This is a genomic window from Leptolyngbya sp. GGD (assembly GCF_026735145.1).
Lineage (GTDB): Bacteria > Cyanobacteriota > Cyanobacteriia > Leptolyngbyales > Leptolyngbyaceae > Leptolyngbya > Leptolyngbya boryana.
In genome coordinates this window covers 377,296-401,795 of sequence record NZ_JAPQKE010000001.1, presented here as the reverse complement: position 1 = coordinate 401,795, position 24,500 = coordinate 377,296, and the positions used below count along the sequence as shown (strand labels likewise).

The window sequence follows — 24,500 nt, the reverse complement described above, 5'->3', positions numbered from 1 at the left end:
TAAGCTGCTAGTATGTCACAGACATAATCGCGCAGAAAAGTACTTCTGATACAAATCTCTAGGGATTTAAAAATTTGCGCTTTGTGAATAAAAAAGTAACGATCGCCCCTTGCTTTCTTCAGGAAGTTCATGGCAGTATTACTTTTGCATACGATAATTCGATCGGTATTACGTAGATTATCTGAAGGTTTCGATAATTCAAAGCGTCTGCGGCACGATCTTATTTCTGATTGGTGTGAGGAATTTAACAATGCGGAAGAGCATTTCGAGCTTGCTTTGGGCATCGCCCATTGTGTTAGGAGTGAGCCTGTGGAGCCAAGCAAACGCGGCAGAAGTTAAAGAACTGCCTGCGAGTTCTGAGAACTCTCTCAGTCAGCTTGCAGCCTACGGCAGTGAAACCAGCGAAGTGAATGCTGCTGGACAAGTTACATCCGTTTCCCAACTGTCTGACGTGCGTCCAACAGATTGGGCATTTCAAGCCCTGCAATCTCTAGTTGAACGATATGGTTGCATTGCAGGCTATCCCGATCGTACCTATCGCGGCAATCGTGCATTAACCCGTTATGAGTTTGCAGCAGGTCTGAATGCTTGTCTCGATCGCGTCAATGAACTGATTGCAGCAGCAACAGCTGATTTGGTCAAAAAAGAAGACTTAGCAACCCTGCAACAACTGCAAGAACAATTTGCAGCAGAGCTTGCAACCTTACGCGGGCGAGTGGATTCTCTCGAAGCTCGAACCACGACACTAGAAAAGCAGCAATTCTCAACCACAACAAAACTCAGTGGAGAAGTTATCTTCGGTATTGCTGGTGTTGTGGGAGAAGATCGTGCGTTGAACTCTGATCAATGGCGAGTCATCAACGCGGCTCCCGCAGGTGCGGCGCGAGAAGCTGCTAGAACTGCCGCTTTTGGTGCAGCAGGGCGAGATGTGCAAGACAATACGGTATTTAGCAATCGGGTTCGATTGGATCTCAATACCAGCTTGACTGGCAAAGATCGACTCTTCACTCGTCTAGAGGCAAGCAATACAACTGCTTTTAACACTCCAGTCACCGGAACGAGCCAAACTCGTCTCGGTTACGATACAACGAACAATCCAGACAACAGTGTGCAACTGGGCAAACTCTTCTATCGCTTCCCTCTAGGCACGAATTTGAACGTGACTGTAGATGCGATCGGGGGTGAATTCTACGATAACTTCAACACCTTTAACCCCTTATTTGCTTCTGCCTCCACTGGAAGTGTGTCTCGATTTGGTCGTTTTTCACCGATTTATCGAGCGAGTAACACTGGCTCAGGCAGCAATACCGGAGCAGGAGTCAGCGCAGTCTTAAAGTTGAGTGATTCTTTGAGCTTTTCTGCAGGTTACATTGCCAGAAGACCGAATGATCCAGCAGAATCGCGTGGATTGCTAGATGGAAGCTATGGCGCGATCGCACAGTTAGCTTTCCAACCGAATCGCGATTTCGCGCTTGGCTTATCTTATGCGCGATCGTACTTTAGCGGTGCGAACAATGATGTCTCTGTCTCGGGTGCTTACGGAAGTGCTTTTGCTAACCAACCATTTGGTAATGTTGCAACTTCCGCGAATCATTTTGGATTACAAGCAACCTATCGGTTTAGCCCTAAATTTACAGTTTCAGCATGGGGATTGTACACCCAAGCGATCGCTGAGAATGGTAAAGGACTCGCAACAGTCAATACTGGAGATAGAGCTGATATCTGGAGTTGGGCAGTGTCTCTCGGATTTCCAGATTTGGGTGGAAAAGGTAACTTAGCTGGCATCATCTTTGGTCAGCCGCCTAAAGTCACGAACAGTGATTTTGGACCACCTGTGCTAGGAGCAACAACAGCCCGCCGTCGGGATGAAGATACAACGCTGCATTTAGAAGGGCTGTATCGATTCCAACTTTCTGACAAGATTTCGATTACGCCTGGTCTAATCGTGATTTTTAATCCAGAAAACAACAGCAATAATGACACCCTTTATGTCGGTGTTGTTCGGACAACATTCCGATTCTAATTGCAGTTGAACTAAAGTTTCCGTGTTCACTCCAACCCTCTTGTCTCAAAGCAAGAGGGCTTTTTTTCATAGAACAAGTAGCAGTATTTCAATTGTTTCTTCGCTACTCTTCTAGTAATCATTCACGCCGAGGTACTGCTCTGATGATTCTACAAAGCTTGCTAGCCATAACGGATAAAATGTTCATTCCTTCCAATGATTGGATAAACATTGCATTTCGTTTAACGCTATCGCTAATCGTAGGTTGCTTGATTGGAATCAATCGCCAAAAAGGAGGCAGACCCGCGGGAATGCGAACCTTTATGTTAGTGAGTATGGGGTCTGCTTTGTTCGTAATGCTTCCGTTGCAAGCAGAAGGAGATAGTCCCTATGCTGCCACGAATGCTCTGAGCCGTACCATTCAAGGCGTAACGACAGGCGTTGGCTTTCTGGGTGCAGGACTAATCTTGCAGCAGTCCTCGAAAAAGTCTGAACTTCCCAAAGTTCGAGGATTAACAACTGCTGCTTCAATTTGGATTGCAGCCGCACTAGGAGCCGCGATCGGGTGTGGTTTTTGGCAAACTGGACTGGTAGGTGCAGTTTTAACGTTGCTCACTTTAAGTGGAGTAAAGCGAGTTCAGCGATCGATTGTCATTCGATTGCCGCAAACTGGAAATTCTACCCAGAAAGAGCGGGATCGAGATCGCACCTAGCCTTAATCGTTAAGTTCCTGCCAGCCTGTTTCGTCTTTAATCTGCGCGCCTGGAGGAACTGCCGATTTGCTCTCTGAAGTTGAAGAGGATGGAGTTTCAGCAGTAGTCGTAGTGTCTGGAGTTGCTGCTGGAGAAGGTAAAGCAGAGGTTGCCTTTTCTGGGACTGTAACTGTTCTCACTTCTTGCCAATTCACCTGTCCTTCCGGTTCAATTTTGACTAAGATTGCATCTATCTTATCCTTGCGAGTCAGTTGACATTCAAAACTATCGCCGGGTTTTATAGCTCGATAGCTACCGCCGCAAGTCACTCGCAATCCATTCTGGGGTGTGGCTTTAATCTTTTCTTGAAATTCAGCTTCTAGTTTTGTCAAGTTGAGCAATCGCCAAGAATTGGGAATTTCCCATTTTGCTTTTCCTTCATTTTCCTGCTGAACCGTCACGAAGAAACCACCGTCAGGATTTAACTCGCCAGTACACTCAAACGTGTTCTCAGGTTGAATTTTGATATTCGTTGGGCAATGGACAGACTTAACTGAAATTCCATTTTGCTGATTCAAGCTGGTCTTGATTTCTTCTTGTAGGCTAGTTACGTCAAACGTTTTTTCACACCCAGAAAGAATCACTGTTCCAGCTAAGAATAGAAGAATTTTTCGCATAGTATTAGTTACTTTCGATCGCAAGTGAAACTCGCTCTCCACCAATTTGCTGCATCGCCCCTAAAACTTTCGCAAGCTGCTGATAAGATACTGTGCGATCAGCTTTCAACAACACAGATCCTTGTGGACTTTTCGCGAGATAGCTCTGAATCTGCTGAGCCAGTTCGGTTTCAGAGACAAGTTTTTCCCGGATCGCAGTCTGCCCTTGTGCATTCAAGCCCACCACTAGAGATTCTGGAGTTCTTGCACTGGAGGGAGTTGACTTGGCATTGGGCAGATTGACCTTGAGCGTGCGTTGTTGATCGCTGAGCGTCATTGCCACAATAATAAAGAACGTGAGAATTGTCATAATCACGTCCATCATGGGAACTAAATTGACCTCTGGAATACCAGAATTTGACTTCGATTTAGAAAACATAAGCGCTATAGAAGAGATTGATTCGCGATCGCACGATTTTCCAACGACAGTTCCGATTCTGCTTTCAACCGCTTGTACCAAATGTGGCGGTAAATTAGCTCTAATCGGCACCCCACTTTAGAAAAGTAATCGACCTGTTTCGCTTGTAGTGTCACACACAGTCGAAAAATTAATAATGCAACGATCGCAACAATCATGCCTCCTGCCGTTGTGGTCAAAGCTTCCCCAATCCCTCCCGCAGCCTTAGAAGTATCGACAGATGAGCCGCCACCCCCAATTTTCAAGTTAATGAAAGTGATAATTAGACCCGTCACAGTTCCCAGCAGCCCAAGCAACGGCGCAACCGCAACCACTGTTTCCAATAACTTGTCCCCTTTTCGCATTAGGACAAACTCTTCTTCGCCTGCGGTTGCAAGTGCCAAATGAAATGTTTCCGGCTCTGGATAATCAAGTTGCAGTGCTGCGAGCAGAAAACGACCAATCGGCTGATCCGCCGCTCGAAGCGCGATCGCGGTTGCCTCATCTAAACTGTATTGTGCTGCATCCAAGACATCATGAGCGATCTTATCTTCGACTCGGAGGACTTGAACCCAAAAGATAGTTCGCTCAATCCCACAGGCGATCGTTGCCACTGACAACCCTGTTAGCGGAATCATCACCGGCCCACCTTTGGCAATCAAATCAAACAGAATAGACATAGGACATCCAAGATTAAGAGAACTAAACTGGCAAGTTTTTCCAAGCGACAACGAGCGTGTTTGCACCGTCTTTTGTTGGAACTAGATTGAGATAAAGTGTCACTGATCCTTTCTTAACTTGATAGAGGCTACCTCCCCCATACTGCTGCGGTAAATCTGTTACTTCATAGCCATTGTTCTGCAAGTTCGATCGAAAGTACTCATCCATCATCGTGTCTGCCTGGCTTGCGACTAAGCTAATGTTACGGATTCCGGCTTTCTGAACTTGCCCGTCATAAAACAAGGTCGGCTGTGCAAACAAAGTGGGATCAGCGGCTTGAGCATCTAGATTGCTCAAAATCTCGGATACTTCAGGCGGAACTTCTACCGCTTTTTTCAAATCTTCTAGTGTTCGAGGCGCATCTGCTAAAACATAAACCGTTCCTTTCTCACTTTGGAGAATACTCAGAAATTGCGCTTGCCCGTTGCGAGAAACTTGATAAATTGCGCGATCGACTGACTGGACTGTCAGCTTACTCTCATATTTCTTTTTCGCTAGCTCCTTAGTAAAGAAATCAGAGACCTTTGCGAGAGCATCGCTCGTTTGCAGACAAGACTGTAGCCCAAAACAACCCGGTTGAGCCGTTGGATAGATAGGGAAATCTGCCCAGTTGTTGCTGTCTGACTCAGCGGGTTTCGTCTCAGCAGGTTTCGTCGGTGATTGAGGAATCGGAGGTTTTGGACGATCGACAGGGCTTGCAACAGGCGGAATTGTTGTTTCTCGAACGGGTGTAATTCTTTGAGGTTGGGTTGGAGTTAAAGGCTTGGGCGGTGCTTTGGTCACTGCCGTCTTGTTCAAAGTCGGCAACTGAGTCACACGAACTTGTTTTTCTTGTTCTTTGGGAGGTGTGGGTTTTGGCTCATTCCCAGTTGGGATCAGCATCAATCCTACATGCAATCCTAGAGAAACTAGCACTGTTAACCAAACCCATTTAGCAGTACTACTCGGTTTAGCCACTTGAAACAGGGGTGAGATCTTCTCATCGGAGATCGCAACCTTATCCAGCACCGCGATCGCGCTACTATCATTCGGATTAACGCTCTTGTTTGCTGAAGACTCAAGCTGAGACTTGTGTGAATTTTGATCTGAAGTAAACAAAGCAACAACCCTACCTGTGATCATGAAGAAAAGGGGCAAAATGCCCCTAACTGTAGATACTGGAGAAACCGCGATCGAACTTTAGCGAGAAGCCTGAATCCGATCGAAAACTGCACCATCATCAAAAAATCGCTTCTGCGCTTCTGCCCAACCTCCAAAATCTTTAATCGTGTACAGCTTATTCACTTTTGGAAACTTCTTATCAAATTCCTTCGTAATGCTCGTATTGACAGGACGGAATCCGACTTTTGCAAATTCCCGTTGCGCTTCAGGGGAATAAAGGAACTGAACAAATGCTTCTGCAACTTCCCGCGTCTTGCGTTTATTGACGACTTTATCCACGACTGCGATCGGGTTATCGATCGAGATATTATTCTGCGGGATCACGGTAAAGAATCCTGTTTCACCCTTTTGTGACGCTAAGATGACCTCGTTTTCGTAGTTAATCAGCACATCGCCCTGATTCTTCTTGAAGAAAATGTCACTCAGCTCCCGCGCATCTTTAGCAAGCACAGGAGCATTCTTAAACACTTGCGTCACATAGTCTTGAGCTTTCGCATCATCGCCACCTGTCTTACTGACTGCACCCCATAATGCCAGAAAGTTCCAACGGGCAACCCCAGAGGTTTTTGGGTTTGCTGTGACAACGCTAATTCCTGGCTTCGCTAGATCTGACCATCCTCGGACATTTTTAGGATTACCGGGACGAGTCACGAGTGCCACAACAGAACGACTCACCACTGCATCATTTGGAGCTTCTTTCTCCCAACCTGGATCAATCAATCCAGCTTTTTGAATGCGATCGACATCGAATCCAAGTGCAAGATGCACAATATCTGCTTCTAGTCCATCGATCACGGCTCTAGTCTGAGTGCCTGAACCGGCATAGCTTTCAACAAACTTAACTTCTTGGTTCCGTTCGCGCTTCCACTTCTGCTGAAACAACGGGATAACTTTTGAGTAAGCTTCTTTCGTCACCGCAAAGGATACTAGAGTAAGCTCAACAGTCTGCGGGTTTTGGCTGATCAACTGCTGCTTTGGAGCAGGCGGCTGAGTAACAGCTTTTCTTTCATTGCGTAAAGTGTCGATCGCAGCAGAAGCAGGGATCGACAAACTGAAAGTGACTCCAGTAGCTACTAGAAGACTAGGAACTTTTAGGCTAGAAACTTGATGCTGAACCTTATCGAGCAGCGATTGGGCAAAAGAACGATTTTTCATAGATTGAGAATACTTTTAGAATAATCTACGATTGATTGATCGGCATTTAGTAGATTAGTTTGTATCAAGAGAATCTCACAAGTCGCATGAGAAAACAAGACCTGAAAAAATATTTTTTAGATGCGATTTGCCAATTTTTGAATGACTAGCAATTCATGCAATTTAAAGTATCGATACGAGTTCAATTGAGAGACAGTAATTTCTTACTCGCCTATAAGAGATTAGATATGGGGACTCATATTAAGAGGATGTTTGAAACGTATCGCTCATCGCATTCATCCGCCCCCGGAATTCCATTCCAGAGCGAGATAGAACGGAGCGAGGAAATTGTTGGTACGTTTCAAGGCTCCAAATAAATGACGAGATAAGTAACGAGCTTTACTTTTCATTGCTCCTAGGAGTATGACATACTTGGCAAATAATACGGTATTCCGACCGGTTTAGTGTTATTTGTGATCCTCCATGATAATTGACGCTCAAGGACTTGCGGTGACAAGCACCCGACCTGATTTTTCTGTTCAACTCAGGACTGAACTCGATCGATTTATTGACCAAGCTCTTTATTACGGCAATCAAGCCGAAGCAGCGATTCTGCAAGCGCTGGCACTCGATCCAACCTGCGCGATCGCTCAAGCCTACGCTGCCGCTTACTACCTATCCCAGGAAACCGCGATCGCGCGTCAAACCGCGATGCATCACCTCAAAGCCGCTGAACGTTATGCTGCAATGGCAACTGAACGAGAACAGTGGTACATTCGCGCGATTTCAGCTTGGGCAGTCGGCGCAATTTCTGAAGCCATCAACCTACATGAAGCGATCGCGGAGAACTATCCACAAGACCTGATTTCTGTGCAGCAAGGACAATATCACTACTTCTATCGAGGCGAATCTGATCCGTTACTCAAAATTGCCGAGAAGGTTCTTCCTGCCAATACCGACAATCCACATCTGCACTATTTATATGGAATGATTGCGTTTGGCTTAGAGCAGTGCGGAGACTTAGATCGAGCCATGCAGACTGGACTGCAAGCGATCTCGCTGAATCGATTCGACCCGTGGGCGCAACATGCGATCGCGCATATCCTTGAAGAACAAAATCGCCCAGAAGATGGAATTCTCTGGATGGAAAGCCATTCAGACACTTGGGAGCAGTGCAATTCGATGCTATATACCCACAATTGGTGGCATGTCGCCCTTTACTATCTGGCATTGGGAAATCATCAGAAAGTCTTAGAGCTGTACGATCAAAAGGTTTGGGGACGGGCGAATCCGTCGTCGTCAAAAGATCAAGTCGGTGCGATCGCGACCTTACTGCGCTTAGAAGTGCAAGGCGTTAATGTGGGGAAACGCTGGCAGGCTCTTGCTCCTCATCTGGGTTCGCGTTTACACGAACATGCGCTACCTTTTCAAGATTTGCACTATATTTATGCACTCGCACGGGCTGGCTACACAGACTGGGTGAATGAATTTCTCCAAAGTCTCACATCGCACGCACAGCAACTTCCGGCAACATCGCAATTCACCTGGCTGCAAATTGTCTTGCCTGTTGCCAAAGGCTTAATTGCATACACTCAACAAGATTGGTCAACGACAGTTTCGGCAATGCAGCCTCGACTCTCTTATCTACATACCGTCGGTGGGAGTCGGACTCAACAGAAAATGTTTGGTCAGATTTATCAACAAGCTGTTCTACGCAATCAGTCTGGCAAAGTGCGGCAGTTATGGCGAACGGTTAAAGCTGGCTAAAGCACGAATTCGTCACATCGTCATAGAGATCAGCGATCGTTGCATAATCTTCCGTAGTGACAGCCGCGAAGCGTTGAATTTGCATTGAAGCCATTGCTGCTGATAGTTCTGAATCAGGGTGCAGTAATGCGGATTGAATTTGCTCAATCACTGGATTGCCTAAATGTGTTGCCACCACAATCGGCGGCATCGGACAAGACCGACTCGACTCGATGATTTTCACATGATGTGCCAATTCGGGAAAGACGCGAAATTCTTGCTCCAGCACCGTACTATCAATCGCAGCACAATCTGCTTTGCGATCGATCACCCAACGAATCGATCGCTGATGTGAGCCGGATTGAATCGCATGTTTGAAAAATTGTGGACGTTGTTCCTGAATTAAGCGATCCCGAAGCAAGTAGTAGCCACTATTCGAGCCAGGATCGTTATAACAAACGGTTGAATTTGCTAAATCCGAGAACGTTTGAAACAAACTCTCCGCATGAACAATGATATCGGAGAAGTAAATTGGCGTATTTTGATACCGCTCAGCTTGCATCACTGGAGCCGCGATCGCGCTGAACTGCCGAGGTCGAATTCGCCCGTACCGAACAAACGGCAATCCACAAATAAAAGCTAAATCGATCGCATCTTCATAAAGTCGCGAATCCTCCAACGGATCACATTCACCGACCATCAAATCAGCCTGACAGCCCAAGACTCGCCCCAAATAAAGAGTCACAGCTTGATAAAACTCCAACCAATTTGGAGCCAAGTATGAAATCGCATGAAAAGACACAATCTGATTCCTCAGCAAGCATTAGAGTTATCGTAATCCCAAGTAAACCGATCAAATAATAGGAGTATTTTCTTGCGCTTTATCTCTTTCTCCGATACGATTGAAAACTGAGATAAGGACGGTAATCCTACAATATTACCGTAGATTAGGAGAACAATTCATGAAGTTGAAGCACCATCCACATGAGCTAGCACCACGCTTGGCTCAAACCTTCAAAACACTATTTAATCTGCACTCTGTCAGAAAATTCGTTTCACTCTTTGTGATTGGCACGACCTTGAGCCTCGCCATCGCCTCCTGCGGCAGCAACACCGCTTCAACTTCTTCTAGTCCCAATAGCGCTAGCCCCGTTGCCAACGCCGCTAAAGAGGTCGAACTCACCCTCGTCGGCTATGCCGTCCCCAAAGCCGCTCACGATGCCATCATTCCTAAGTTCGTCGAGAAGTGGCAGAAAGAAAAAGGTCAAACCGTCACCTTCAAACAAAGCTACGGCGGCTCAGGCTCTCAAACTCGCGCCATTATTGATGGTCTTGAAGCCGATGTCGCCAACTTAGCGATCGCTGCCGATACCGAAAAGCTCGTCAAGGCCGGATTTGTCAATTCTGACTGGACGACCAAAACCCCGAATAATGGCATTGTCGCCAAAACGGTCGCTGCGGTGATTGTCCGTCCCGGTAATCCCAAAAATATCAAAACTTTTGATGATTTGACCCGTCCCGATGTCAAGTGGGTCACAGCAGACCCGAAAACCTCGGGGGGCGCTCGCTGGAACTTCCTTGCTCTCTGGGATCATGCTTTGAGAGCCAACAATAAGGATGAAGCTAAAGCGACCGAGTTTGTCACCAAAGCGTTTGCGAATGTGGCGGTGCTGGCAAAAGATGCCCGCGAATCGACTGACGCATTCTCCAAGCAGGGACAAGGTGATGCCTTGATCAACTATGAGAATGAGGTGATTCTGGCACAGCAAAAGGGGGAAAAGCTGGAATATGTCGTGCCGGATCCGAATGTGTCGATCGATATTCCGATTTCGGTGATTGATAAGAACGTGGATAAGCATGGCACGCGGGAAGTTGCAGAGGCATTTGTGCAGTATTTGTACACCCCGGAAGCACAAGCCGAATTCGTCAAGTTAGGCTTCCGCCCGTTGGATGGTGCCCCTGTGAAGACGAAAGAGAATACGGACAAGTACCCGGCGGTGAAGACCTTGGGCACGATTCAGGAGTATGGCGGGTGGAGCGAAGCACAGAAGAAGTTCTTTGACGATGGAGCGGTCTTCGACCAAGTCCAAGCTTCGATCAAACGTTAGGCATGAATAGAGACGCAGCAAGGACATTCAATCTCTGCGGCTCTAACTTTCTGGTTTTATTTGGAGTACTGTATGGCTTCTTCTGCTCAAGTGCCCTCTCGAAAAGGATCGATTTGGAAAGCGTGGGGACGATCGATCGTTCAGATGCCGTGGACATGGCGGATCATGCTGTCATATTTGACCGTGATGCTTTTCATTCCGGTTGTAGCAATGCTATTAAAATCTGCAACAGTCGGTCCTGCGGAGTTTTGGCGGATTGCGACGAGTCCAATTGCGCTTTCTACTTATGACATTACTTTTACGACTTCATTAGTTGCTGCATTGATTAATGGAGTCTTCGGAACCCTGATCGCTTGGATCTTAGTGCGATATGACTTTCCACTGAAGCGGTTAGTCGATGCTTCCGTTGACTTACCTTTCGCTTTACCGACCGCAGTTGCAGGTCTAACCTTAGCAACGGTCTATAGCGAAAATGGCTGGCTTGGTTCATTACTTGCCCCATTTGGAATCAAGGTTGCCTTTACTCGGGTTGGTGTTGGGATCGCGATGCTCTTTATCTCATTACCATTTGTAATTCGCACAGTGCAGCCCGTTCTCTCAGAAATAGAAAAAGAAGTCGAAGAAGCAGCTTGGAGTTTAGGAGCTTCACCTTGGCAGACTTTTCAACGAGTTGTTCTGCCGCCCTTGTTTCCAGCAATTTTAACTGGAGTTGCGCTAGGGTTCTCACGCGCTGTAGGTGAATATGGCTCAACTGTCATCATTTCATCGAACACTCCTTTTCGCGATTTGATTGCACCGATCCTGATTTTCCAGCGTTTAGAACAATATGACTACGCTGGAGCAACAGTGATCGGCATGGTTCTATTGATGATTTCGCTCTTGATCTTGCTTGCACTCAACGTCTTGCAAAATTGGGGAAGACGCTACGACACGGGATCTAGCAGAATGCCTGGGCATTAGTTAGGAGATTAAAACAATGACGACGATCGCGGATGCTCCACGTTCAGCTAAAACAAGAAAAACAACGCAACAAAAAAGTTGGGTTCCAATTCTACTCATTGGTATCGGTATTGCCTACCTGGGACTAATCCTATACATTCCTGCCATCAATGTTTTTTACCAGGCGTTTAAGGGAGGTGTTGCACCCTTTCTCTCGAACTTGACACAGCCGAATTTTATTCACGCGATTAAGTTAACTGTGATGCTAGCCGCGATCGCAGTTCCGCTCAATACAGTTTTTGGACTCTGTACTGCTTGGGCACTGGCTCGCAAACAGTTCCGAGGACGCACCTTGTTACTGAGCATCATTGACCTACCGTTTGCAATTTCTCCCGTTGTCGCAGGTTTGATGATCGTCTTGCTGTATGGGCGACTCGGTTGGTTCGGAACATGGTTACAAGCCAACGATATTCGGATTGTGTTTGCTTTTCCGGGCATGCTACTTGCAACGATGTTTGTGAGTATGCCTTTTGTGGCAAGAGAAGTGATCCCAGTTCTAGAAGAAGCGGGAGCCGATCAAGAAGAAGCGGCAAAAACCTTGGGCGCAAATGGTTGGCAGACATTCTGGCGGGTCACATTGCCGAGTATTCGGTGGGGGTTGCTCTATGGAATTATCCTGACCAATGCTAGAGCAATGGGCGAATTTGGAGCGGTCTCGGTTGTGTCAGGTAACTTAGCTGGAAAAACGCAAAGTTTACCGTTGTTTGTAGAAGAAGCCTACAAACAATATGAAACAGAATCAGCTTACTCAGCAGCCGTATTGCTAGCCTTGCTTGCGGTCGTTACTTTGGTGCTGAAAGAGATCATGGAACGAAAGACGCGCATCAAAGAAGTGGAATAGCAGTGATGGCACAGAGCAGACAAGTTTTTCCTAACCCTGAAAATATGTGTTCAACGTTACAAAGAAAACCCGAACTTGACTAATATACTGTTATTCTATGGATAAACCGTAGAATGCAGGGAAAACTTCTCTGGAGGATTGAGGCACCGTGGGTATTGAAGTACAAAACGTTTCCAAGCACTATGGCTCGTTTCATGCGGTTGATCAAGTCAACTTAAGCATCAAAACTGGCTCTCTCGTTGCATTATTAGGACCTTCTGGGTCAGGTAAATCAACGCTCTTGCGCATGATAGCAGGATTAGAAACCCCAGATGAAGGACGGATTGCATTAATTGGTCGCGATGCGACATATCAATCAGTCCAGGATCGCAATATTGGCTTTGTGTTTCAGCACTATGCACTGTTCAAGCATTTGACGATTCGAGAAAATATTGCATTTGCTTTGGATATTCGCAAGAAACCCAAAGCAAAAATTAAAGAGCGCGTGGAAGAACTCCTAGAGCTAGTTCAGCTACAAGGATTTGGCGATCGCTATCCGTCTCAACTCTCTGGCGGACAACGCCAACGGGTTGCACTCGCAAGAGCTTTAGCCGTACAACCGCAAGTATTGCTACTCGATGAACCTTTTGGAGCGCTCGATGCCAAAGTCAGAAAAGAACTGCGAGCTTGGCTCCGACGGTTGCACAAAGACGTGAATGTTACCACAGTGTTTGTCACTCACGATCAAGAAGAAGCAATGGAAGTTGCAGATGAAATCGTGGTGATGAATCGCGGTCGAATTGAGCAAGTCGGAACTGCAACGGATATCTATGATCATCCTGCTTCTGCGTTTGTCATGAGCTTTATTGGTCCAGTCAATGTGGTTCCTGCTCGTGCAGGCATTTTACCCAACGACGGCAACAAGGTTTTAGATTCCGATCGCGTGTTCTTGCGTCCGCATGACATTGATATCGAGCTAATTCCGTCCTCAGCATCAGTTTCAGCCCAGGTCGATCGTGTGATCCACTTAGGTTGGGAAATTGTCGTTGAAATCCGACTTGAATCTGGGGAATTAGTGACTGCGAATCTGAGCCGCGATCGTTTTAATCAACTCAGCCTAGAGCCGCAACAACGCATCTACATTAAGCCGAAAGTTGTGAAGACATTTCCAGCCTACGCACTGAGCTAGCTTGAGCAAAGACGAATCCAACTGCCTTTCTCTCTTGCGATGGTGCCCCAGGAAGCAGAGAGAAAGACTGCTCTACTTTTAGGACTAACAGTTTTACGATACAAAACGAGTCAATCTACCGAGTGTTTGAATGCAATCAGATCTCTCTAGCTATACTCCTATAGAACTGACTTCTAGGATTGAGTATGCATTGCTGACACTCTTAGAACTTGTGGGTCATGCAAATCGAAGTTATGCGCCGCTCACGATTACAGAAATTGCTTCAAAACATTCTATTCCTGAGCGCTATTTAGAACAGATTATGACGATTCTCCGGCGTGGGGGACTCGTCCGCAGCTATCGAGGGTCTAGAGGTGGCTATGTTCTTGCACGCGATGCAAAAGAAATTACTTTATTTGAAATCGTTGCGTTCGTGGATGGAGAGCGCAAACCCAGAGAATTAGAGGTTACGCCAAATTTAGAGCGGCAAATTGTTTATAACGTTTGGCAGAGCCTCAATACACTCTCTCAAAAATTTCTCACGGGCATTACGCTAGAAGATCTCTACCGAGAGTGGGATGAGAACCAGCGTGGCAATCCGATGTACTACATTTAGCTATCAAAGACATAGAATATGATTTTGTTCTCAGGATGCACACCGTTCTGCTGAGACAAAATCTTCTGCTGCAAAAGCAATCCTTCAATTTTCCAGATTTTGAGAGCTAGCTTCAATCGCTGCACCTCGTTTGCATGAGAATACCGAGGGGTATTTCTTTCATGCTCATATTTTGTACAAAACTAAATTTTTCGTCCTTGTGACAATGTTCTGTTAAAATACGGTAAGTCTATCAAGATTTAGGTAATAGGGAGCAGGATACTGTGAGTCAAGCCGGATTTCAAAGAATCACCTGGAAAAGAATTCGAGGAGGTCTACTTTTTGCACTGGGTTGGTTGCTGTCGCCACTGTGCTGGTGGAACGATTTGATTTTTAATCTGCCCGTCGCATATGGATTTGGATATTTATTGAGTAAGCTTTCTTCAGATTGGTTCTTGGGCGGCACGATCGCGGGTTATTGGCTCTCGAATCTCGTCGGAATTTTGCTGATGCAAGTGGGTGCGATCGAAGTTTTTCAAAATCAAGACCGCAATTTGAAGAAAGACCTGTTGTGGGGTGTAGTTTCTTCGACTGCATTTACCGTTCTTGCGATCGCGCTGATTCAATTTCAGATTCTTGAGATTCCGACTTCGCTTTTAGAAGGTTCCTTTGATCTTGCTTCTTTACTACCAAGAGTCAAAGGAGAATAACCGAGATGAATTATTTATTACTCTCTTGCTTTAGCTTCGGGGTTGGCATTGTTGTGGGACTGACTGGAATTGGTGGCGCTTCACTGATTACCCCAATGCTGATTTTCGTGTTTCAAGTGCCTGCTTCTGTTGCAGTCAGTTCCGATGTTGTCGCAGCGACCCTGATGAAAGTCATCGGCGGTGTCAAACATTGGCGACAGAAAACATTAGATCTAGGTGCCGTTCGCTGGTTAGCATTCGGAAGTGTGCCTGGCTCGCTTTTAGGAGTTGCAACATTGCACTGGTTGCGGCAATTTGGCGAAGTAAATTTAGATTCGATACTCTTGCATCTGATTGGCTATGCGATTTTGCTCGTGACAGCGACCGCATTAGTTCAACTTCTCCTCATGACCTTTGCACCAGCGTGGGAACTGCCCACTTTGCCCAAGTTAGATTTAGAGACACAGACAGGTCGAATGAGCGCGATCGCACTGGGCGCAATTCTCGGCTACATTGTCGGGATGACGAGCGTTTCATCGGGTTCGATGTTCGCACTCGTGCTGATTGCATTCTTTCAGCTAGATGCCCAAAAATTAGTCGGAACGGATCTGGCTCAAGCAGCAATTTTATTGACATTTACTTCGATCGGACATCTGACTCTAGGAACTGTAGATTGGCACTTAGTCTTGCCGATTTGGATCGGATCAGTTCCAGGTGTGATCGTGGGTGCAAAACTCTGCAAACTGACACCCCAACGCCCGCTTAGATTTGTGATTTATCTGATGCTCGTCATGGTGAGTTGGAAGCTGGCGCATTCCGCTTAAAAGTACGCACCCACAAAGCTATAAATCAAGCCAGATAAAACTAAAAACGTAATTGCAGCATAAGTATAATCTCTCCATCTGAGAAATGTCACCAGAGAAAGCAAGACTCGAAGAATGGGAGTTGCAATTAAGACGAGTAATCCGAGTTGAATGATGCCGCGACGATGCCCTTCAAGCAGTGCTTGAACGACACCACTCGGAGAGCGATAGATCACAGGTTCACCCTGAAAAACCCGATAATCAACAGGTTCAGCATGATGATGAATCAAATACAAAATTCCACCAACTAATACAATCAAGCTAGAGAGTTGCACACCATAGCGCAGTAGATTGCTGATCCAAAGTTCTAGTTTTGCTTCTTGCGATCGATCCAGCGTTTCATCGCTTGAGGAATTCGATCGAGCTATCAGATCCTTGTACATCTACATCCCTCCAGCCAAACTGTTGTACACCATCTTAAATGCCATTGCCATCAAAACTAGGCTAAAGAGAATTCTTAATAGTTGAGTTTTAGCACCGACTAAAACTTTCGCACCGAGCAATGCACCAGGAAATACTCCTAGCATCACAGGCATGGATAGACCCGGATCAATATACCCTCGCGCCAGATATACACCTGCCGAAGCAGCAGCCGTCACGCCGATCATAAAGTTACTGGTCGTCGTCGAAACTTTGAACGGGAGCCGCATCGCTTGATCCATTGCAAGCACCTTGAATCCACCCGATCCAATTCCTAGCAATCCAGACAAAACGCCTGCAACCATCATCACGCTGAACCCAACCGGAACCGACTGCGCTTCATAGCTCATCTCACCTTGAGGAGTTGGACAAGTTCCATTTAATTTCAGTTGTACAGCTAACGGATCAGAGTCTTGATGTTCAAAAAAATCAGGTCGCGGCTGTTGAGCTAAGTAAGCAGAATAAAGTAAGGTTGCCGCTAAGACGACAGTTAACGCCTTAACTGAAATAAAGGCTCCAATCAAAGCACCCACTAACGCCCCAATCACCGTTGCGACCTCTAGAAACATGCCTAAGCGCAAGTTCGTGAGTCCTTGCTTAATGTAAGTTGAAGCAGCCGCAGAAGAAGTCGCGATCACAGAGACAAGAGAAGCCCCGATCGCATAGCGAATATCAACCCCAAACACTGACGTTAAAAGCGGAACAAGCACAACCCCACCGCCCAATCCTGTCAGCGCGCCCAGGAATCCAGCAGTGAATGAACCCAACCAAACTAGTAATGAAAATTCTAGGATATTCAAGTTGTGTCATCCTTTTAGGTTTGTAATTCTTCCGGCATCAGCGAGGTTTCTTCTGAAGGGGGTTCCAAGTTTTCAGGCTTCAGGTGCGGTCGAATGATTAAGTTTACTCCAATCACCCAAGCCAGCGACACCATCCAGCCTGCCAAAATATCGCTTGGAAAGTGAACCCCTAGATAAAGGCGAGTCCACCCGATCGCCACAACAAACCCGCTTCCAAAAGTTCCAATCAGCCAGCACCATCGAGTCCCCCAAGTGAGAATAACTAAGGCGGCAATAAAACTCATGCTCGACATCGCATGCCCACTCGGAAAAGAAAAACCAGCATGAGCAGCAGCCTCCCACAAAGCAGGGCGATCTCGATGAAAGAGCGCTTTCGCAATCAGGTTAATCACTCCAGTCCCACCAACTGCAAGTAATAGATAAGTCAGCGATCGCCATCTTTTCCGATAGAGCATGATCACTGCAATTGCGATCGTCGCTGGAACGACTCCTTTCTTAACGCCGAGCGGTGTAATCGTTTTCGCAAAAGCATCCAACCCTGGTTGTACGGTTTGATGAATACTCAGCAAGATGGAACGATCCCAAACGAAGCCGCCGTTTTGCCAAACGATGATTGCAAGTTGCTCAAAAATCAACAGCGGCAACCCGACTCCGACAAAGAATAATAGTAAGGTTTGCCAGTGAACGATGAGAAGCTTTTGAAATAGCTTCAAAAAAGATTGAAAACGATTCTCTAGATTGAACATTGACCCAATTGCTACTCAATCAAAACAGAATTCAGCCAGTCTAACGGCACCGTGAAGACATAGTAGATCACCCCAAGCCCCAAGAGTGCGACGGTCAAACTAGACAGAATCACCCATCGATCCGGAGGTTCATAGGTGTCCTCCTCAATATCGTTCCGAACTGCAAAATAATGCTGAGTTGAGAGCAATACTGCTAGCAGCCCAACAATAGAAAAAGCCAGCCCTAGCTGCCAGCCTGCACCCGGAGGTTGAGGTGCGATCGGTGGACGGAGAACTCGCAGACGAACAATCAGCACACCAAACCCCATCAAAGCCACCCCGCTCCGCATCCAAGCGAGATACGTCCGCTCATTCGCTAGATGATCTCGGATACGATTGGGATTGAGCTTCTTGGGTGGAGATTGAGTTTCTACTTCGATCGTCATGGATTCACTCCTCGAATTCCCGTTTTTGGGTACTAATCTTCAATTGGAGCATTCGGAAGGTTTGCCTGTATTGTTGCTACGGTTAAATCTGGAATCGGTAAGACACTATCACTCGATTTCGCAAATTTTGAAGGAGCAAGATTAAATTCTAGCTCTCCTTGAGCATTCACCGTTGCGTTGAGCCGCGTTCCACTCACAAATTGAGCAACAGTCGGTTCAGTCACTTCTGATAGTCCAGCTAACTTTGTTCCTGTTGGTAAATACACACCATCACAACTCCATTCATCTTCTGTCATTTCGCCATTGGCTAGATAGTAAAGCGCGCTCGGAGATTGCGGAGCTTTCTTTGCTTTATGAGCGAAAACTGCGATCGTACTTCCTGTCGAGTTACGACACTGGGAATAGTGCGATGCCGTCTCTAGAATGTACTTTTGAAGATTTAATGCTCCTAGCTTTTGCTCAATTTCAACCGGCGTTAAATCAGATTCTTCGGGAGCTGCTTTAGCTTGGATAAGATTTGCGATCGCTTGCGTCACTTCAGCATACTCTGGCGTACCTGTGAGCTTTGGCGGATCAGCCCAAGCAGGTGAAACTCCAACCAAATTGAGCAATAGCACAAGTGCAACCAGGATAATTCTAAAACCGTTCATCGTTGGCTTCCTCATATCAATTTTCGTCAGCTTTTACGGAGGGATAGAGTGCTGGAATTTTTTCTAGTAAAGCTTTAGAGGATGTAGCTTTCGCCAGCCGCAGCAGATGAATTAATCCCATGCAGCTGATGACTAACGCTAACACTGCAAGTCCTCGGTCTTCAAGGGTATGACTATCAATCAGAATTAACACCCCTAGTCCGAGCAGCACAAAAGGTACAAGTTGATTTCCGTAGCGAGTTAGAGTTTGAGCGACTCCCGGCAAGCAGGTTAAACAATATGCAGCATAACACCAGACTCCCACCATTGAGAAAAACACAGCAAGAATTGCTAGCAAGCTTTCCCAGGTCGCGCTCGCAAACAAAGGAACATAGATTCCGATGTTATCCCCACCATTGGCGAAAGTAACAGCTGCGACGCTATAAGTTTGAGGAGAGAGAAAATTATTAAACCAAGAAGTCTCAGACTGTTCAGAGAGTTCTTCTTCGGTTTCTTCTTCACCAGAATTGAGCAACCGATTCACACCGATCGCAATCGGAACTAACCCCAACAATCCGATCCAAGGTCGCGGAAACAATACCGTTCCGAAAAAACTGGGTAAGCTCGCAAATACGAGAGCAGCAAATCCTAGATACTGCCCACTGACAATATGCCTTCGTCGGAATATTCCATTGACCTGAGAGAAGAACAATATCAGAATCAAAATGTCGTCTAAATTTGTCGCAGTAAAGGCAGCTAGACCTTTTGGAATTGCAGTGATAAAGTCATTCATCATTTAATTTCGCTCTGTTGAATTAGCATGATTGGAATGGATCGCATGAATCGATCGCTCCATGTGTTTGACTAGATGTGGAGTCCGAAACCGTTGCACCACAAACCATCCAAAGCCGACAGCAAGATACAAGGCGAATAGATAAGGAAAGACATTCGCAGGTGCTTCTGGAGCCGGAAAAAGCGTGCTACCTGGAATCCCGATCGTGCCGACAACCGGCAGCATCATGAAGCCAACCCCCAGCACCGAGAAGACCACATCTTGAAACCGAAGCTGCTGTAATCGATGCAGATAGATTGGAGCCGCGATCGACACTAAGATATAGACCAACAAGAATCCGTAAGTACAAATCGTGCCCAGATACCCCATACTCTCGAATGTCTTGAGTCCAAACAGATTCATAGAGGTGGGAACTAAGAATGTGATCAAAGCACACAGAGCAACAGCAGTATGCGGAGTCAAATTCTCTTCGTGCGCCTCACCTAAAGCATCATGAAATACACCGTGTCGCGCCATGAGAAACATCACTCTTGCCGCCGGATTAATCGCAGCGAGAATGCAAGCAAAAAAGCTCAACCATGCTCCTAGACTAATGAAGCTCCCCAAAAAACCGACTCCTGCTTGCTCTGCTAGGAAACTCAAGGGTTCCTCACTCTGAGCCAAATTTGCAGAGCTTCCATTGAAACCCAGAACTTCAATGTATGCCATGACGATGAAGAAGATTCCAGTTTGCACAGTGCTCCGCATCACTGCTTTTGGGATATTCTTAAGCGGCTTCTGAGCTTCATCGCCCAGGGAGGTTGCGCTTTCAAATCCTGAAAAGCCAAATACAACGAGGACAATCCCCATCGAAATTCCGCCCGGAGTAGCATCTTTGAGCGTCAGTTGATGCCAATCGATCGCGAATCCTTGATGACTCCAAATCAACACGCCTAGCAGTGCAATTAAGCCAATCGAAATGCCTTCTAACCAAAGCAATGCTTTTGCTGAAAGTTGAACATCTTTATGCGCGGCATACCAAGCGATCGCTGTACCCACGGCAAACAATGTCAACACATGAGTTTGAATCCCTAGATGTGCGAACAAGACTTGTCCAAAATTCGCAAAGCCGCAGAGAACAGCCATCCCCGTGAAAAGATACGCCAGAATTAACCCCAAACCACAAAGTACACCTGCCGATGTCCCTAAGCCAGTCGCAATGTAGGTATAGAGCGATCCCGGAGAAGCAGATCGTCGAGCAAACTGATTGATATTGATACTGACAAAGACTAAGCCAACCAAACCCAGTAGAAAGCTTAACCATGTTCCATTGCCAGCCACCGCATAGATCAAAGCCAGATTTGCTGCAGGCGTAGTTGTAGGAGCAATGACCGCGATCGATTGAGCTAAAACCTCGCTATAAGAAAGACATTCTCGTTTCAAGCCATGCAAACTTGGACTAATTGGAACCTCAGCTGTCATGTAAAAACTCCTCTTTTAGCGCTTGAAATTGAGTGTTGTATTTCAAGCTTCTCAGCCTTTCTAGCCAGAAATTATTTCACACAAACTGTATTCACTGTATTCTCGCTCTGTCTATGGAAGCAAATATTCTTATTTCTTAAAACGATAACTTCAAGTGATTAGAAATAATTGTTTTGAAATTAACAAATTGAAAGATTCTAAAAAATTAGATCTGTAATCCTTACGGAAAAGCATTTTCAGCCACTAATTTCATTAATGACTTCTTTAATTTTTCTCATAATCCCATCGTTTTACGAGGATTTTATAGCAATGTTTTCTATTGAAAAATTTTCAATTTCCTGCGAATTTTGCTCCAATTCCGATCAGATTATGGGAATTTTTGATTAAAAATATACTGAACATTACTGATATTCCATTAATAGAAATCTTAACTATCTCTAAAAGACAGATTCTTTGGCTTTTCAATACTATAGTTGAGATTAGAATTGCACGATTCTGCTCAATCAGGAAATGGTGCAGACTAATCACATCGAATACAATTCAGCCGGCTTTACAGAGTCCAATCGTCTCGATTTGCAGCAGAGTACAAGTCATCTCCTCATTTTAATTATTTGAATTTATCGATTTGACAAGGAATACTATTTGTCTCTATCGAACAGAGCAAATATTCTGTAGTCATTACAAAAGCTTTTCGCCTCGGATTTTGGTAGACACGAAGCTTCTTTGACAAAAGAGTGTTGGAAACCGAGAGCTTGAACAATGAGGATCAATCATGAACTGGCTAGAAGGAACGTTAATGACCGGAACAGCAGTAGCATTTGCAACAACGTTTGACGACAACCTGTATTTAACGATCTTTTTCGGCAAAGTGAATCGGACTTTCTGCCCTCGTCATGTGGTCATCGGTGAGTATCTAGGATTTACAGCCTTAATCGGAGTGAGCCTCGTTGGTTTTTTGGGAGGGTTAGTCATCTCTGAGCAATTGCTTGGACTACTCGGCTTTTTGCCGATCGCAATCGGGGCGAGTCAACTGCTCAAGCACGAAGAAGATGACGACGTAGTTCACACTGTCTCTAGCAGTCTCAAAACACCTCAAGCAAGACGAACACCACAAAAATCTTTCTGGGCAACGCTGAAAGACCCGCAAACCTATCGAGTGTCTGCGGTGACGATCGCAAACGGCGGTAACAATATTGGCATCTATGTTCCTCTATTCGCGACGAGTACGCTGCCTAGATTAAGCGTGATTGTGAGTATCTGTTACGCAACGATTGGACTCTGGTGTTTCCTTTCTTACCATCTGACGCGCCAACCTGCGATCGCGTTTGTGATTGCTCGGTATGCTCGAAAAGTTTTCCCCTTTGTCTTGATGTGGATCGGGCTACGGATCGTGATGGATAACGGCTCTTACCAATTGTTATTTCCTTAGTCATTCAGGAGAACGTCATGAAATTTCTCAGACTCGTATTGGTTGGCTTGATAGTATTGATGAACTTTGCGATCGCCCCTCCTTCTTGGGCTGGCAAAGATTTCACGAAAGGTGCTGACTATACTGAAGTCACCCAAGAAATGACTCAACTGCTACAAGCACAAAATACTCCCGAACAACTCGGCTATACTCAAGAAGCTTTGCAGCAAAGATTAGCAGCTCTGCAAATTCAGCAGCAAATTATCCGAACAGCATCGAAGCGGGCACAATGTCGAAATGCTACCAATCATAAGCTAGCAGTCTATGCCAATCTTCCCAAGAAAACCCCGACTTCGATTTACTTCTTAGAACCTGGCAAAATCACTGACGATGATTGGGATTGCGATGGTGTCTATTTACCAACGGGTACAATCGTTGCAACAAATCCGACTGAACCAAGCCAACCTCTAACCACACCGATTGCCTTCAAAATTGTAGATGGCACTCAGTTCGTCACTAGCACGAATTTTCAAACGGGTGCGATCGAATTTAATGTTCTTCCTGCAAAACAATTCCATGCAGGTGAAGTAGCATGGGCAATTCCAAACTGGACACAGGCACAGATTGATGCCAATCCCGCGAGTCAAGAAATCTTAGATTAAGCAGCGAGTTTTTTGATTTAACAGCGATCGTTCATCTTATAACGATCGCTGTTTTTGCTTTTTTTCAATCAAATCTAGTGATTGATTTAATAGCTAAGAATATTTGCTGTTATCAATGATGTACCCTAGATTGAAGGAGTATCTTAGAGAACATTAAGCCTAGCTCTACAGAGCAGTTCTACCCATGCCCCGCCCTCGCATCCAGATTGCTCCTCATCTCACTTATGCAGAGATAATACACTGCCTGGAAACTTGCCAAGATTCAAAAGCTAAAAATTATTGGACTGCGATTCAACTCTTGAGCCATCCTACTGAACCGATGACTGTAGAACAAGTTGCTGCAATGCTCGGATATTCGACAGACTGGGTGCGGAAACTTGCAGGTCGATACAATCGATTAGGCTCGATCTCACTCTCAGAAAAGCGTCGCAATCTCAGAAAAAGATCCTCAACCACTTTTTAGCAGAATCGCTCGTCTTTCATCACTTAGAATTATCATTTCCACAAATGAGAGCATTTGATTCTATAAAATCCCTTCACTATAGTGAAGACATGCCAGCTAAAGCACAGCACAACAGTCTGTGAGCCTTGATTTCTGTGCTTTGGTTACAATCTTTTCATCAATAGGATCAACAGTATGAAGCTCTTCAAAATTGCGCTGTTCGTAGCTATCTTACTCGTGAACTTTGCGATCGCATCTCCGTCTTGGGCAGATCGACCAAAAGCAACTAAAAACGCAGACTACATTGAAGTCACAAAAACGCTTGATCGTCTCTTGCAAGAGCAAGAATCCGACGGCGCAACGCCAGCACTCAAGCAACAAATTGATGAATTAAAAATTCAGAAAGCTGCGATCGCATCAGGAATTACATGGGGACAGTGCAGCAACGAAACTGGAAGCACGCTCGCAATCTACGGTTCTGCACCCGGCGAATCATCAAAGTCTGCGGACACCCTCTACTTTCTTGCAGATGGACAAACCACACCTGACGGATGGGATTGCAGTGGCATTTACTTACCGAGCGGAACCAAGTCAGCAGAAAGTGACTCGACCAAGCCTTCAGTGTTCAAAATTATGGATGGGACTCGACTCGTTGCAAAACGCAACTCTGAGACTGGAGAAATCGTGTTCAATGTTCCACCTATAGCAGATACGCCAGCCGAAAAAATGCCAATTCCGAACATCTCTCAAGCGTTCATCGATTCTCGAATTCCGAGTTCATTGTCTGCTGAACCGCTCGATGACTGATTTCGCTTTGACGTGGGGTAGTTTTCGGAGTAGTTTTCGGGGCAGTTTTCAAAGCTTTCACTAAACTGCCCTTGAATCCGAACTCTCGCCACAAATT

At 45.8% G+C, this 24,500-nt stretch carries 27 protein-coding genes; 14 read left to right on the top strand and 13 right to left on the bottom strand.

The annotated features are described in order from the left end of the window. The first annotated feature begins 250 nt into the window (after nucleotides 1-250). Both OU814_RS01975 and OU814_RS01970 read left to right on the top strand, forming a co-directional pair. Nucleotides 251-2,023, top strand: coding sequence for an iron uptake porin (locus OU814_RS01975; RefSeq protein ID WP_268180051.1), 1,773 nt, complete (start codon nucleotides 251-253; stop codon nucleotides 2,021-2,023). 143 nt (nucleotides 2,024-2,166) lie between these two features. Beyond that, a complete protein-coding gene (locus OU814_RS01970) occupies nucleotides 2,167-2,715 on the top strand; it encodes an MgtC/SapB family protein (RefSeq protein ID WP_326498270.1) in 549 nt (182 codons plus the stop codon). 2 nt (nucleotides 2,716-2,717) lie between these two features. Here the strand turns inward: OU814_RS01970 and OU814_RS01965 are convergent, their stop codons facing one another. The 5 genes from OU814_RS01965 to OU814_RS01945 are packed head-to-tail and all read right to left on the bottom strand — an operon-like array spanning nucleotide 2,718 to nucleotide 6,843. Beyond that, nucleotides 2,718-3,371 carry a DUF4333 domain-containing protein gene (locus tag OU814_RS01965; protein ID WP_268180047.1) on the bottom strand — a complete coding sequence of 218 codons (654 nt, stop codon included), beginning with the start codon at nucleotides 3,369-3,371 and terminating at the stop codon, nucleotides 2,718-2,720. A 4-nt stretch (nucleotides 3,372-3,375) separates the two neighbouring features. Then, nucleotides 3,376-3,789 carry an ExbD/TolR family protein gene (locus OU814_RS01960; RefSeq protein WP_268180045.1) on the bottom strand — a complete coding sequence of 138 codons (414 nt, stop codon included), beginning with the start codon at nucleotides 3,787-3,789 and terminating at the stop codon, nucleotides 3,376-3,378. Between the two features lie 5 nt (nucleotides 3,790-3,794). Beyond that, entirely contained in the window at nucleotides 3,795-4,487 is a 693-nt protein-coding gene (locus OU814_RS01955) for a MotA/TolQ/ExbB proton channel family protein (RefSeq protein WP_268180043.1), read from the bottom strand. Between the two features lie 22 nt (nucleotides 4,488-4,509). Further along, nucleotides 4,510-5,649, bottom strand: coding sequence for a hypothetical protein (locus OU814_RS01950; protein ID WP_268180041.1), 1,140 nt, complete (start codon nucleotides 5,647-5,649; stop codon nucleotides 4,510-4,512). Between the two features lie 57 nt (nucleotides 5,650-5,706). After that, nucleotides 5,707-6,843: a sulfate ABC transporter substrate-binding protein gene (locus OU814_RS01945; RefSeq protein ID WP_190651886.1), complete on the bottom strand. Its 1,137-nt coding sequence runs from the start codon at nucleotides 6,841-6,843 to the stop codon at nucleotides 5,707-5,709. Nucleotides 6,844-7,305: 462 nt separating this feature from the next. On the opposite strand from OU814_RS01945, the gene OU814_RS01940 reads away from it, so the two are divergent. After that, nucleotides 7,306-8,589, top strand: coding sequence for a tetratricopeptide repeat protein (locus OU814_RS01940; RefSeq protein WP_268180037.1), 1,284 nt, complete (start codon nucleotides 7,306-7,308; stop codon nucleotides 8,587-8,589). Here OU814_RS01940 and OU814_RS01935 read toward each other — a convergent pair. Further along, nucleotides 8,576-9,370: a phosphate/phosphite/phosphonate ABC transporter substrate-binding protein gene (locus OU814_RS01935; RefSeq protein ID WP_268180035.1), complete on the bottom strand. Its 795-nt coding sequence runs from the start codon at nucleotides 9,368-9,370 to the stop codon at nucleotides 8,576-8,578. The genes OU814_RS01940 and OU814_RS01935 overlap by 14 nt on opposite strands. Nucleotides 9,371-9,530: 160 nt before the next feature. Here OU814_RS01935 and OU814_RS01930 point away from each other — a divergent pair, with 160 nt between their 5' ends. From OU814_RS01930 to OU814_RS01900, 7 genes are all read left to right on the top strand, one after another. Next, nucleotides 9,531-10,676 carry a sulfate ABC transporter substrate-binding protein gene (locus tag OU814_RS01930; RefSeq protein WP_268180033.1) on the top strand — a complete coding sequence of 382 codons (1,146 nt, stop codon included), beginning with the start codon at nucleotides 9,531-9,533 and terminating at the stop codon, nucleotides 10,674-10,676. 72 nt (nucleotides 10,677-10,748) lie between these two features. Beyond that, the gene (gene cysT, locus OU814_RS01925) at nucleotides 10,749-11,636 is read left to right on the top strand and encodes a sulfate ABC transporter permease subunit CysT (RefSeq protein ID WP_190648307.1); all 888 of its coding nucleotides are present in this window, start codon (nucleotides 10,749-10,751) and stop codon (nucleotides 11,634-11,636) included. A 16-nt stretch (nucleotides 11,637-11,652) separates the two neighbouring features. Beyond that, on the top strand, nucleotides 11,653-12,516 hold the full coding sequence (gene cysW, locus OU814_RS01920) for a sulfate ABC transporter permease subunit CysW (RefSeq protein WP_268180030.1): 864 nt from the start codon (nucleotides 11,653-11,655) through the stop codon (nucleotides 12,514-12,516). 148 nt (nucleotides 12,517-12,664) lie between these two features. After that, nucleotides 12,665-13,684 (top strand): sulfate/molybdate ABC transporter ATP-binding protein, encoded by a 1,020-nt coding sequence (locus tag OU814_RS01915; RefSeq protein ID WP_268180028.1) that lies wholly within the window; start codon nucleotides 12,665-12,667, stop codon nucleotides 13,682-13,684. 130 nt (nucleotides 13,685-13,814) lie between these two features. Beyond that, nucleotides 13,815-14,279, top strand: a complete 465-nt coding sequence (locus tag OU814_RS01910) for an RrF2 family transcriptional regulator (RefSeq protein WP_017290800.1) — start codon at nucleotides 13,815-13,817, stop codon at nucleotides 14,277-14,279. Between the two features lie 263 nt (nucleotides 14,280-14,542). Further along, entirely contained in the window at nucleotides 14,543-14,968 is a 426-nt protein-coding gene (locus tag OU814_RS01905; protein ID WP_268180026.1) for a hypothetical protein, read from the top strand. A gap of 5 nt (nucleotides 14,969-14,973) precedes the next feature. Further along, nucleotides 14,974-15,771: a sulfite exporter TauE/SafE family protein gene (locus tag OU814_RS01900; protein ID WP_017290802.1), complete on the top strand. Its 798-nt coding sequence runs from the start codon at nucleotides 14,974-14,976 to the stop codon at nucleotides 15,769-15,771. Here the strand turns inward: OU814_RS01900 and OU814_RS01895 are convergent. From OU814_RS01895 to OU814_RS01865, 7 genes are read right to left on the bottom strand one after another with little or no spacing between them, the layout of a single operon-like run. Continuing rightward, nucleotides 15,768-16,193, bottom strand: coding sequence for a DUF1634 domain-containing protein (locus OU814_RS01895; RefSeq protein ID WP_268180024.1), 426 nt, complete (start codon nucleotides 16,191-16,193; stop codon nucleotides 15,768-15,770). The two genes, OU814_RS01900 and OU814_RS01895, sit on opposite strands and share 4 nt — an antisense overlap. Next, the gene (locus OU814_RS01890) at nucleotides 16,194-17,030 is read right to left on the bottom strand and encodes a sulfite exporter TauE/SafE family protein (protein WP_017290804.1); all 837 of its coding nucleotides are present in this window, start codon (nucleotides 17,028-17,030) and stop codon (nucleotides 16,194-16,196) included. It lies immediately after the preceding gene. A 14-nt stretch (nucleotides 17,031-17,044) separates the two neighbouring features. Beyond that, entirely contained in the window at nucleotides 17,045-17,776 is a 732-nt protein-coding gene (locus OU814_RS01885) for a phosphatase PAP2 family protein (protein WP_268180022.1), read from the bottom strand. 11 nt (nucleotides 17,777-17,787) lie between these two features. After that, nucleotides 17,788-18,201: a YidH family protein gene (locus OU814_RS01880; protein ID WP_017290806.1), complete on the bottom strand. Its 414-nt coding sequence runs from the start codon at nucleotides 18,199-18,201 to the stop codon at nucleotides 17,788-17,790. 32 nt (nucleotides 18,202-18,233) lie between these two features. Further along, the gene (locus OU814_RS01875; protein WP_268180020.1) at nucleotides 18,234-18,851 is read right to left on the bottom strand and encodes a hypothetical protein; all 618 of its coding nucleotides are present in this window, start codon (nucleotides 18,849-18,851) and stop codon (nucleotides 18,234-18,236) included. A gap of 16 nt (nucleotides 18,852-18,867) precedes the next feature. Continuing rightward, entirely contained in the window at nucleotides 18,868-19,623 is a 756-nt protein-coding gene (locus tag OU814_RS01870) for a cadmium resistance transporter (protein ID WP_268180018.1), read from the bottom strand. 3 nt (nucleotides 19,624-19,626) lie between these two features. Further along, complete coding sequence (locus OU814_RS01865) at nucleotides 19,627-21,084, bottom strand: APC family permease (protein ID WP_268180016.1); 1,458 nt, start codon at nucleotides 21,082-21,084, stop codon at nucleotides 19,627-19,629. A gap of 772 nt (nucleotides 21,085-21,856) precedes the next feature. Here OU814_RS01865 and OU814_RS01860 point away from each other — a divergent pair. The 4 genes from OU814_RS01860 to OU814_RS01845 all read left to right on the top strand — a co-directional run bounded on the left by OU814_RS01860 (nucleotide 21,857) and on the right by OU814_RS01845 (nucleotide 24,403). Next, entirely contained in the window at nucleotides 21,857-22,513 is a 657-nt protein-coding gene (locus tag OU814_RS01860; protein WP_190648327.1) for a cadmium resistance transporter, read from the top strand. Nucleotides 22,514-22,530: 17 nt separating this feature from the next. Then, nucleotides 22,531-23,154 carry a hypothetical protein gene (locus OU814_RS01855; protein ID WP_268180013.1) on the top strand — a complete coding sequence of 208 codons (624 nt, stop codon included), beginning with the start codon at nucleotides 22,531-22,533 and terminating at the stop codon, nucleotides 23,152-23,154. A 184-nt stretch (nucleotides 23,155-23,338) separates the two neighbouring features. Next, nucleotides 23,339-23,617, top strand: a complete 279-nt coding sequence (locus OU814_RS01850; RefSeq protein WP_017290812.1) for a helix-turn-helix domain-containing protein — start codon at nucleotides 23,339-23,341, stop codon at nucleotides 23,615-23,617. A gap of 174 nt (nucleotides 23,618-23,791) precedes the next feature. After that, nucleotides 23,792-24,403, top strand: coding sequence for a hypothetical protein (locus OU814_RS01845; RefSeq protein WP_268180011.1), 612 nt, complete (start codon nucleotides 23,792-23,794; stop codon nucleotides 24,401-24,403). Nucleotides 24,404-24,500: the final 97 nt, after the last annotated feature.

Bases quoted from the DNA above. Each gene is read 5' to 3' on its own strand.
- OU814_RS01975 (WP_268180051.1), top strand. From the start codon at position 251: ATGCGGAAGAGCATTTCGAGCTTGCTTTGGGCATCGCCCATTGTGTTA.
- OU814_RS01970 (WP_326498270.1), top strand. From the start codon at position 2,167: ATGATTCTACAAAGCTTGCTAGCCATAACGGATAAAATGTTCATTCCT.
- OU814_RS01965 (WP_268180047.1), bottom strand. From the start codon at position 3,371: ATGCGAAAAATTCTTCTATTCTTAGCTGGAACAGTGATTCTTTCTGGG.
- OU814_RS01960 (WP_268180045.1), bottom strand. From the start codon at position 3,789: ATGTTTTCTAAATCGAAGTCAAATTCTGGTATTCCAGAGGTCAATTTA.
- OU814_RS01955 (WP_268180043.1), bottom strand. From the start codon at position 4,487: ATGTCTATTCTGTTTGATTTGATTGCCAAAGGTGGGCCGGTGATGATT.
- OU814_RS01950 (WP_268180041.1), bottom strand. From the start codon at position 5,649: ATGATCACAGGTAGGGTTGTTGCTTTGTTTACTTCAGATCAAAATTCA.
- OU814_RS01945 (WP_190651886.1), bottom strand. From the start codon at position 6,843: ATGAAAAATCGTTCTTTTGCCCAATCGCTGCTCGATAAGGTTCAGCAT.
- OU814_RS01940 (WP_268180037.1), top strand. From the start codon at position 7,306: ATGATAATTGACGCTCAAGGACTTGCGGTGACAAGCACCCGACCTGAT.
- OU814_RS01930 (WP_268180033.1), top strand. From the start codon at position 9,531: ATGAAGTTGAAGCACCATCCACATGAGCTAGCACCACGCTTGGCTCAA.
- cysT (WP_190648307.1), top strand. From the start codon at position 10,749: ATGGCTTCTTCTGCTCAAGTGCCCTCTCGAAAAGGATCGATTTGGAAA.
- cysW (WP_268180030.1), top strand. From the start codon at position 11,653: ATGACGACGATCGCGGATGCTCCACGTTCAGCTAAAACAAGAAAAACA.
- OU814_RS01910 (WP_017290800.1), top strand. From the start codon at position 13,815: ATGCAATCAGATCTCTCTAGCTATACTCCTATAGAACTGACTTCTAGG.
- OU814_RS01900 (WP_017290802.1), top strand. From the start codon at position 14,974: ATGAATTATTTATTACTCTCTTGCTTTAGCTTCGGGGTTGGCATTGTT.
- OU814_RS01895 (WP_268180024.1), bottom strand. From the start codon at position 16,193: ATGTACAAGGATCTGATAGCTCGATCGAATTCCTCAAGCGATGAAACG.
- OU814_RS01885 (WP_268180022.1), bottom strand. From the start codon at position 17,776: ATGTTCAATCTAGAGAATCGTTTTCAATCTTTTTTGAAGCTATTTCAA.
- OU814_RS01880 (WP_017290806.1), bottom strand. From the start codon at position 18,201: ATGACGATCGAAGTAGAAACTCAATCTCCACCCAAGAAGCTCAATCCC.
- OU814_RS01875 (WP_268180020.1), bottom strand. From the start codon at position 18,851: ATGAACGGTTTTAGAATTATCCTGGTTGCACTTGTGCTATTGCTCAAT.
- OU814_RS01870 (WP_268180018.1), bottom strand. From the start codon at position 19,623: ATGAATGACTTTATCACTGCAATTCCAAAAGGTCTAGCTGCCTTTACT.
- OU814_RS01865 (WP_268180016.1), bottom strand. From the start codon at position 21,084: ATGACAGCTGAGGTTCCAATTAGTCCAAGTTTGCATGGCTTGAAACGA.
- OU814_RS01860 (WP_190648327.1), top strand. From the start codon at position 21,857: ATGAACTGGCTAGAAGGAACGTTAATGACCGGAACAGCAGTAGCATTT.
- OU814_RS01855 (WP_268180013.1), top strand. From the start codon at position 22,531: ATGAAATTTCTCAGACTCGTATTGGTTGGCTTGATAGTATTGATGAAC.
- OU814_RS01850 (WP_017290812.1), top strand. From the start codon at position 23,339: ATGCCCCGCCCTCGCATCCAGATTGCTCCTCATCTCACTTATGCAGAG.
- OU814_RS01845 (WP_268180011.1), top strand. From the start codon at position 23,792: ATGAAGCTCTTCAAAATTGCGCTGTTCGTAGCTATCTTACTCGTGAAC.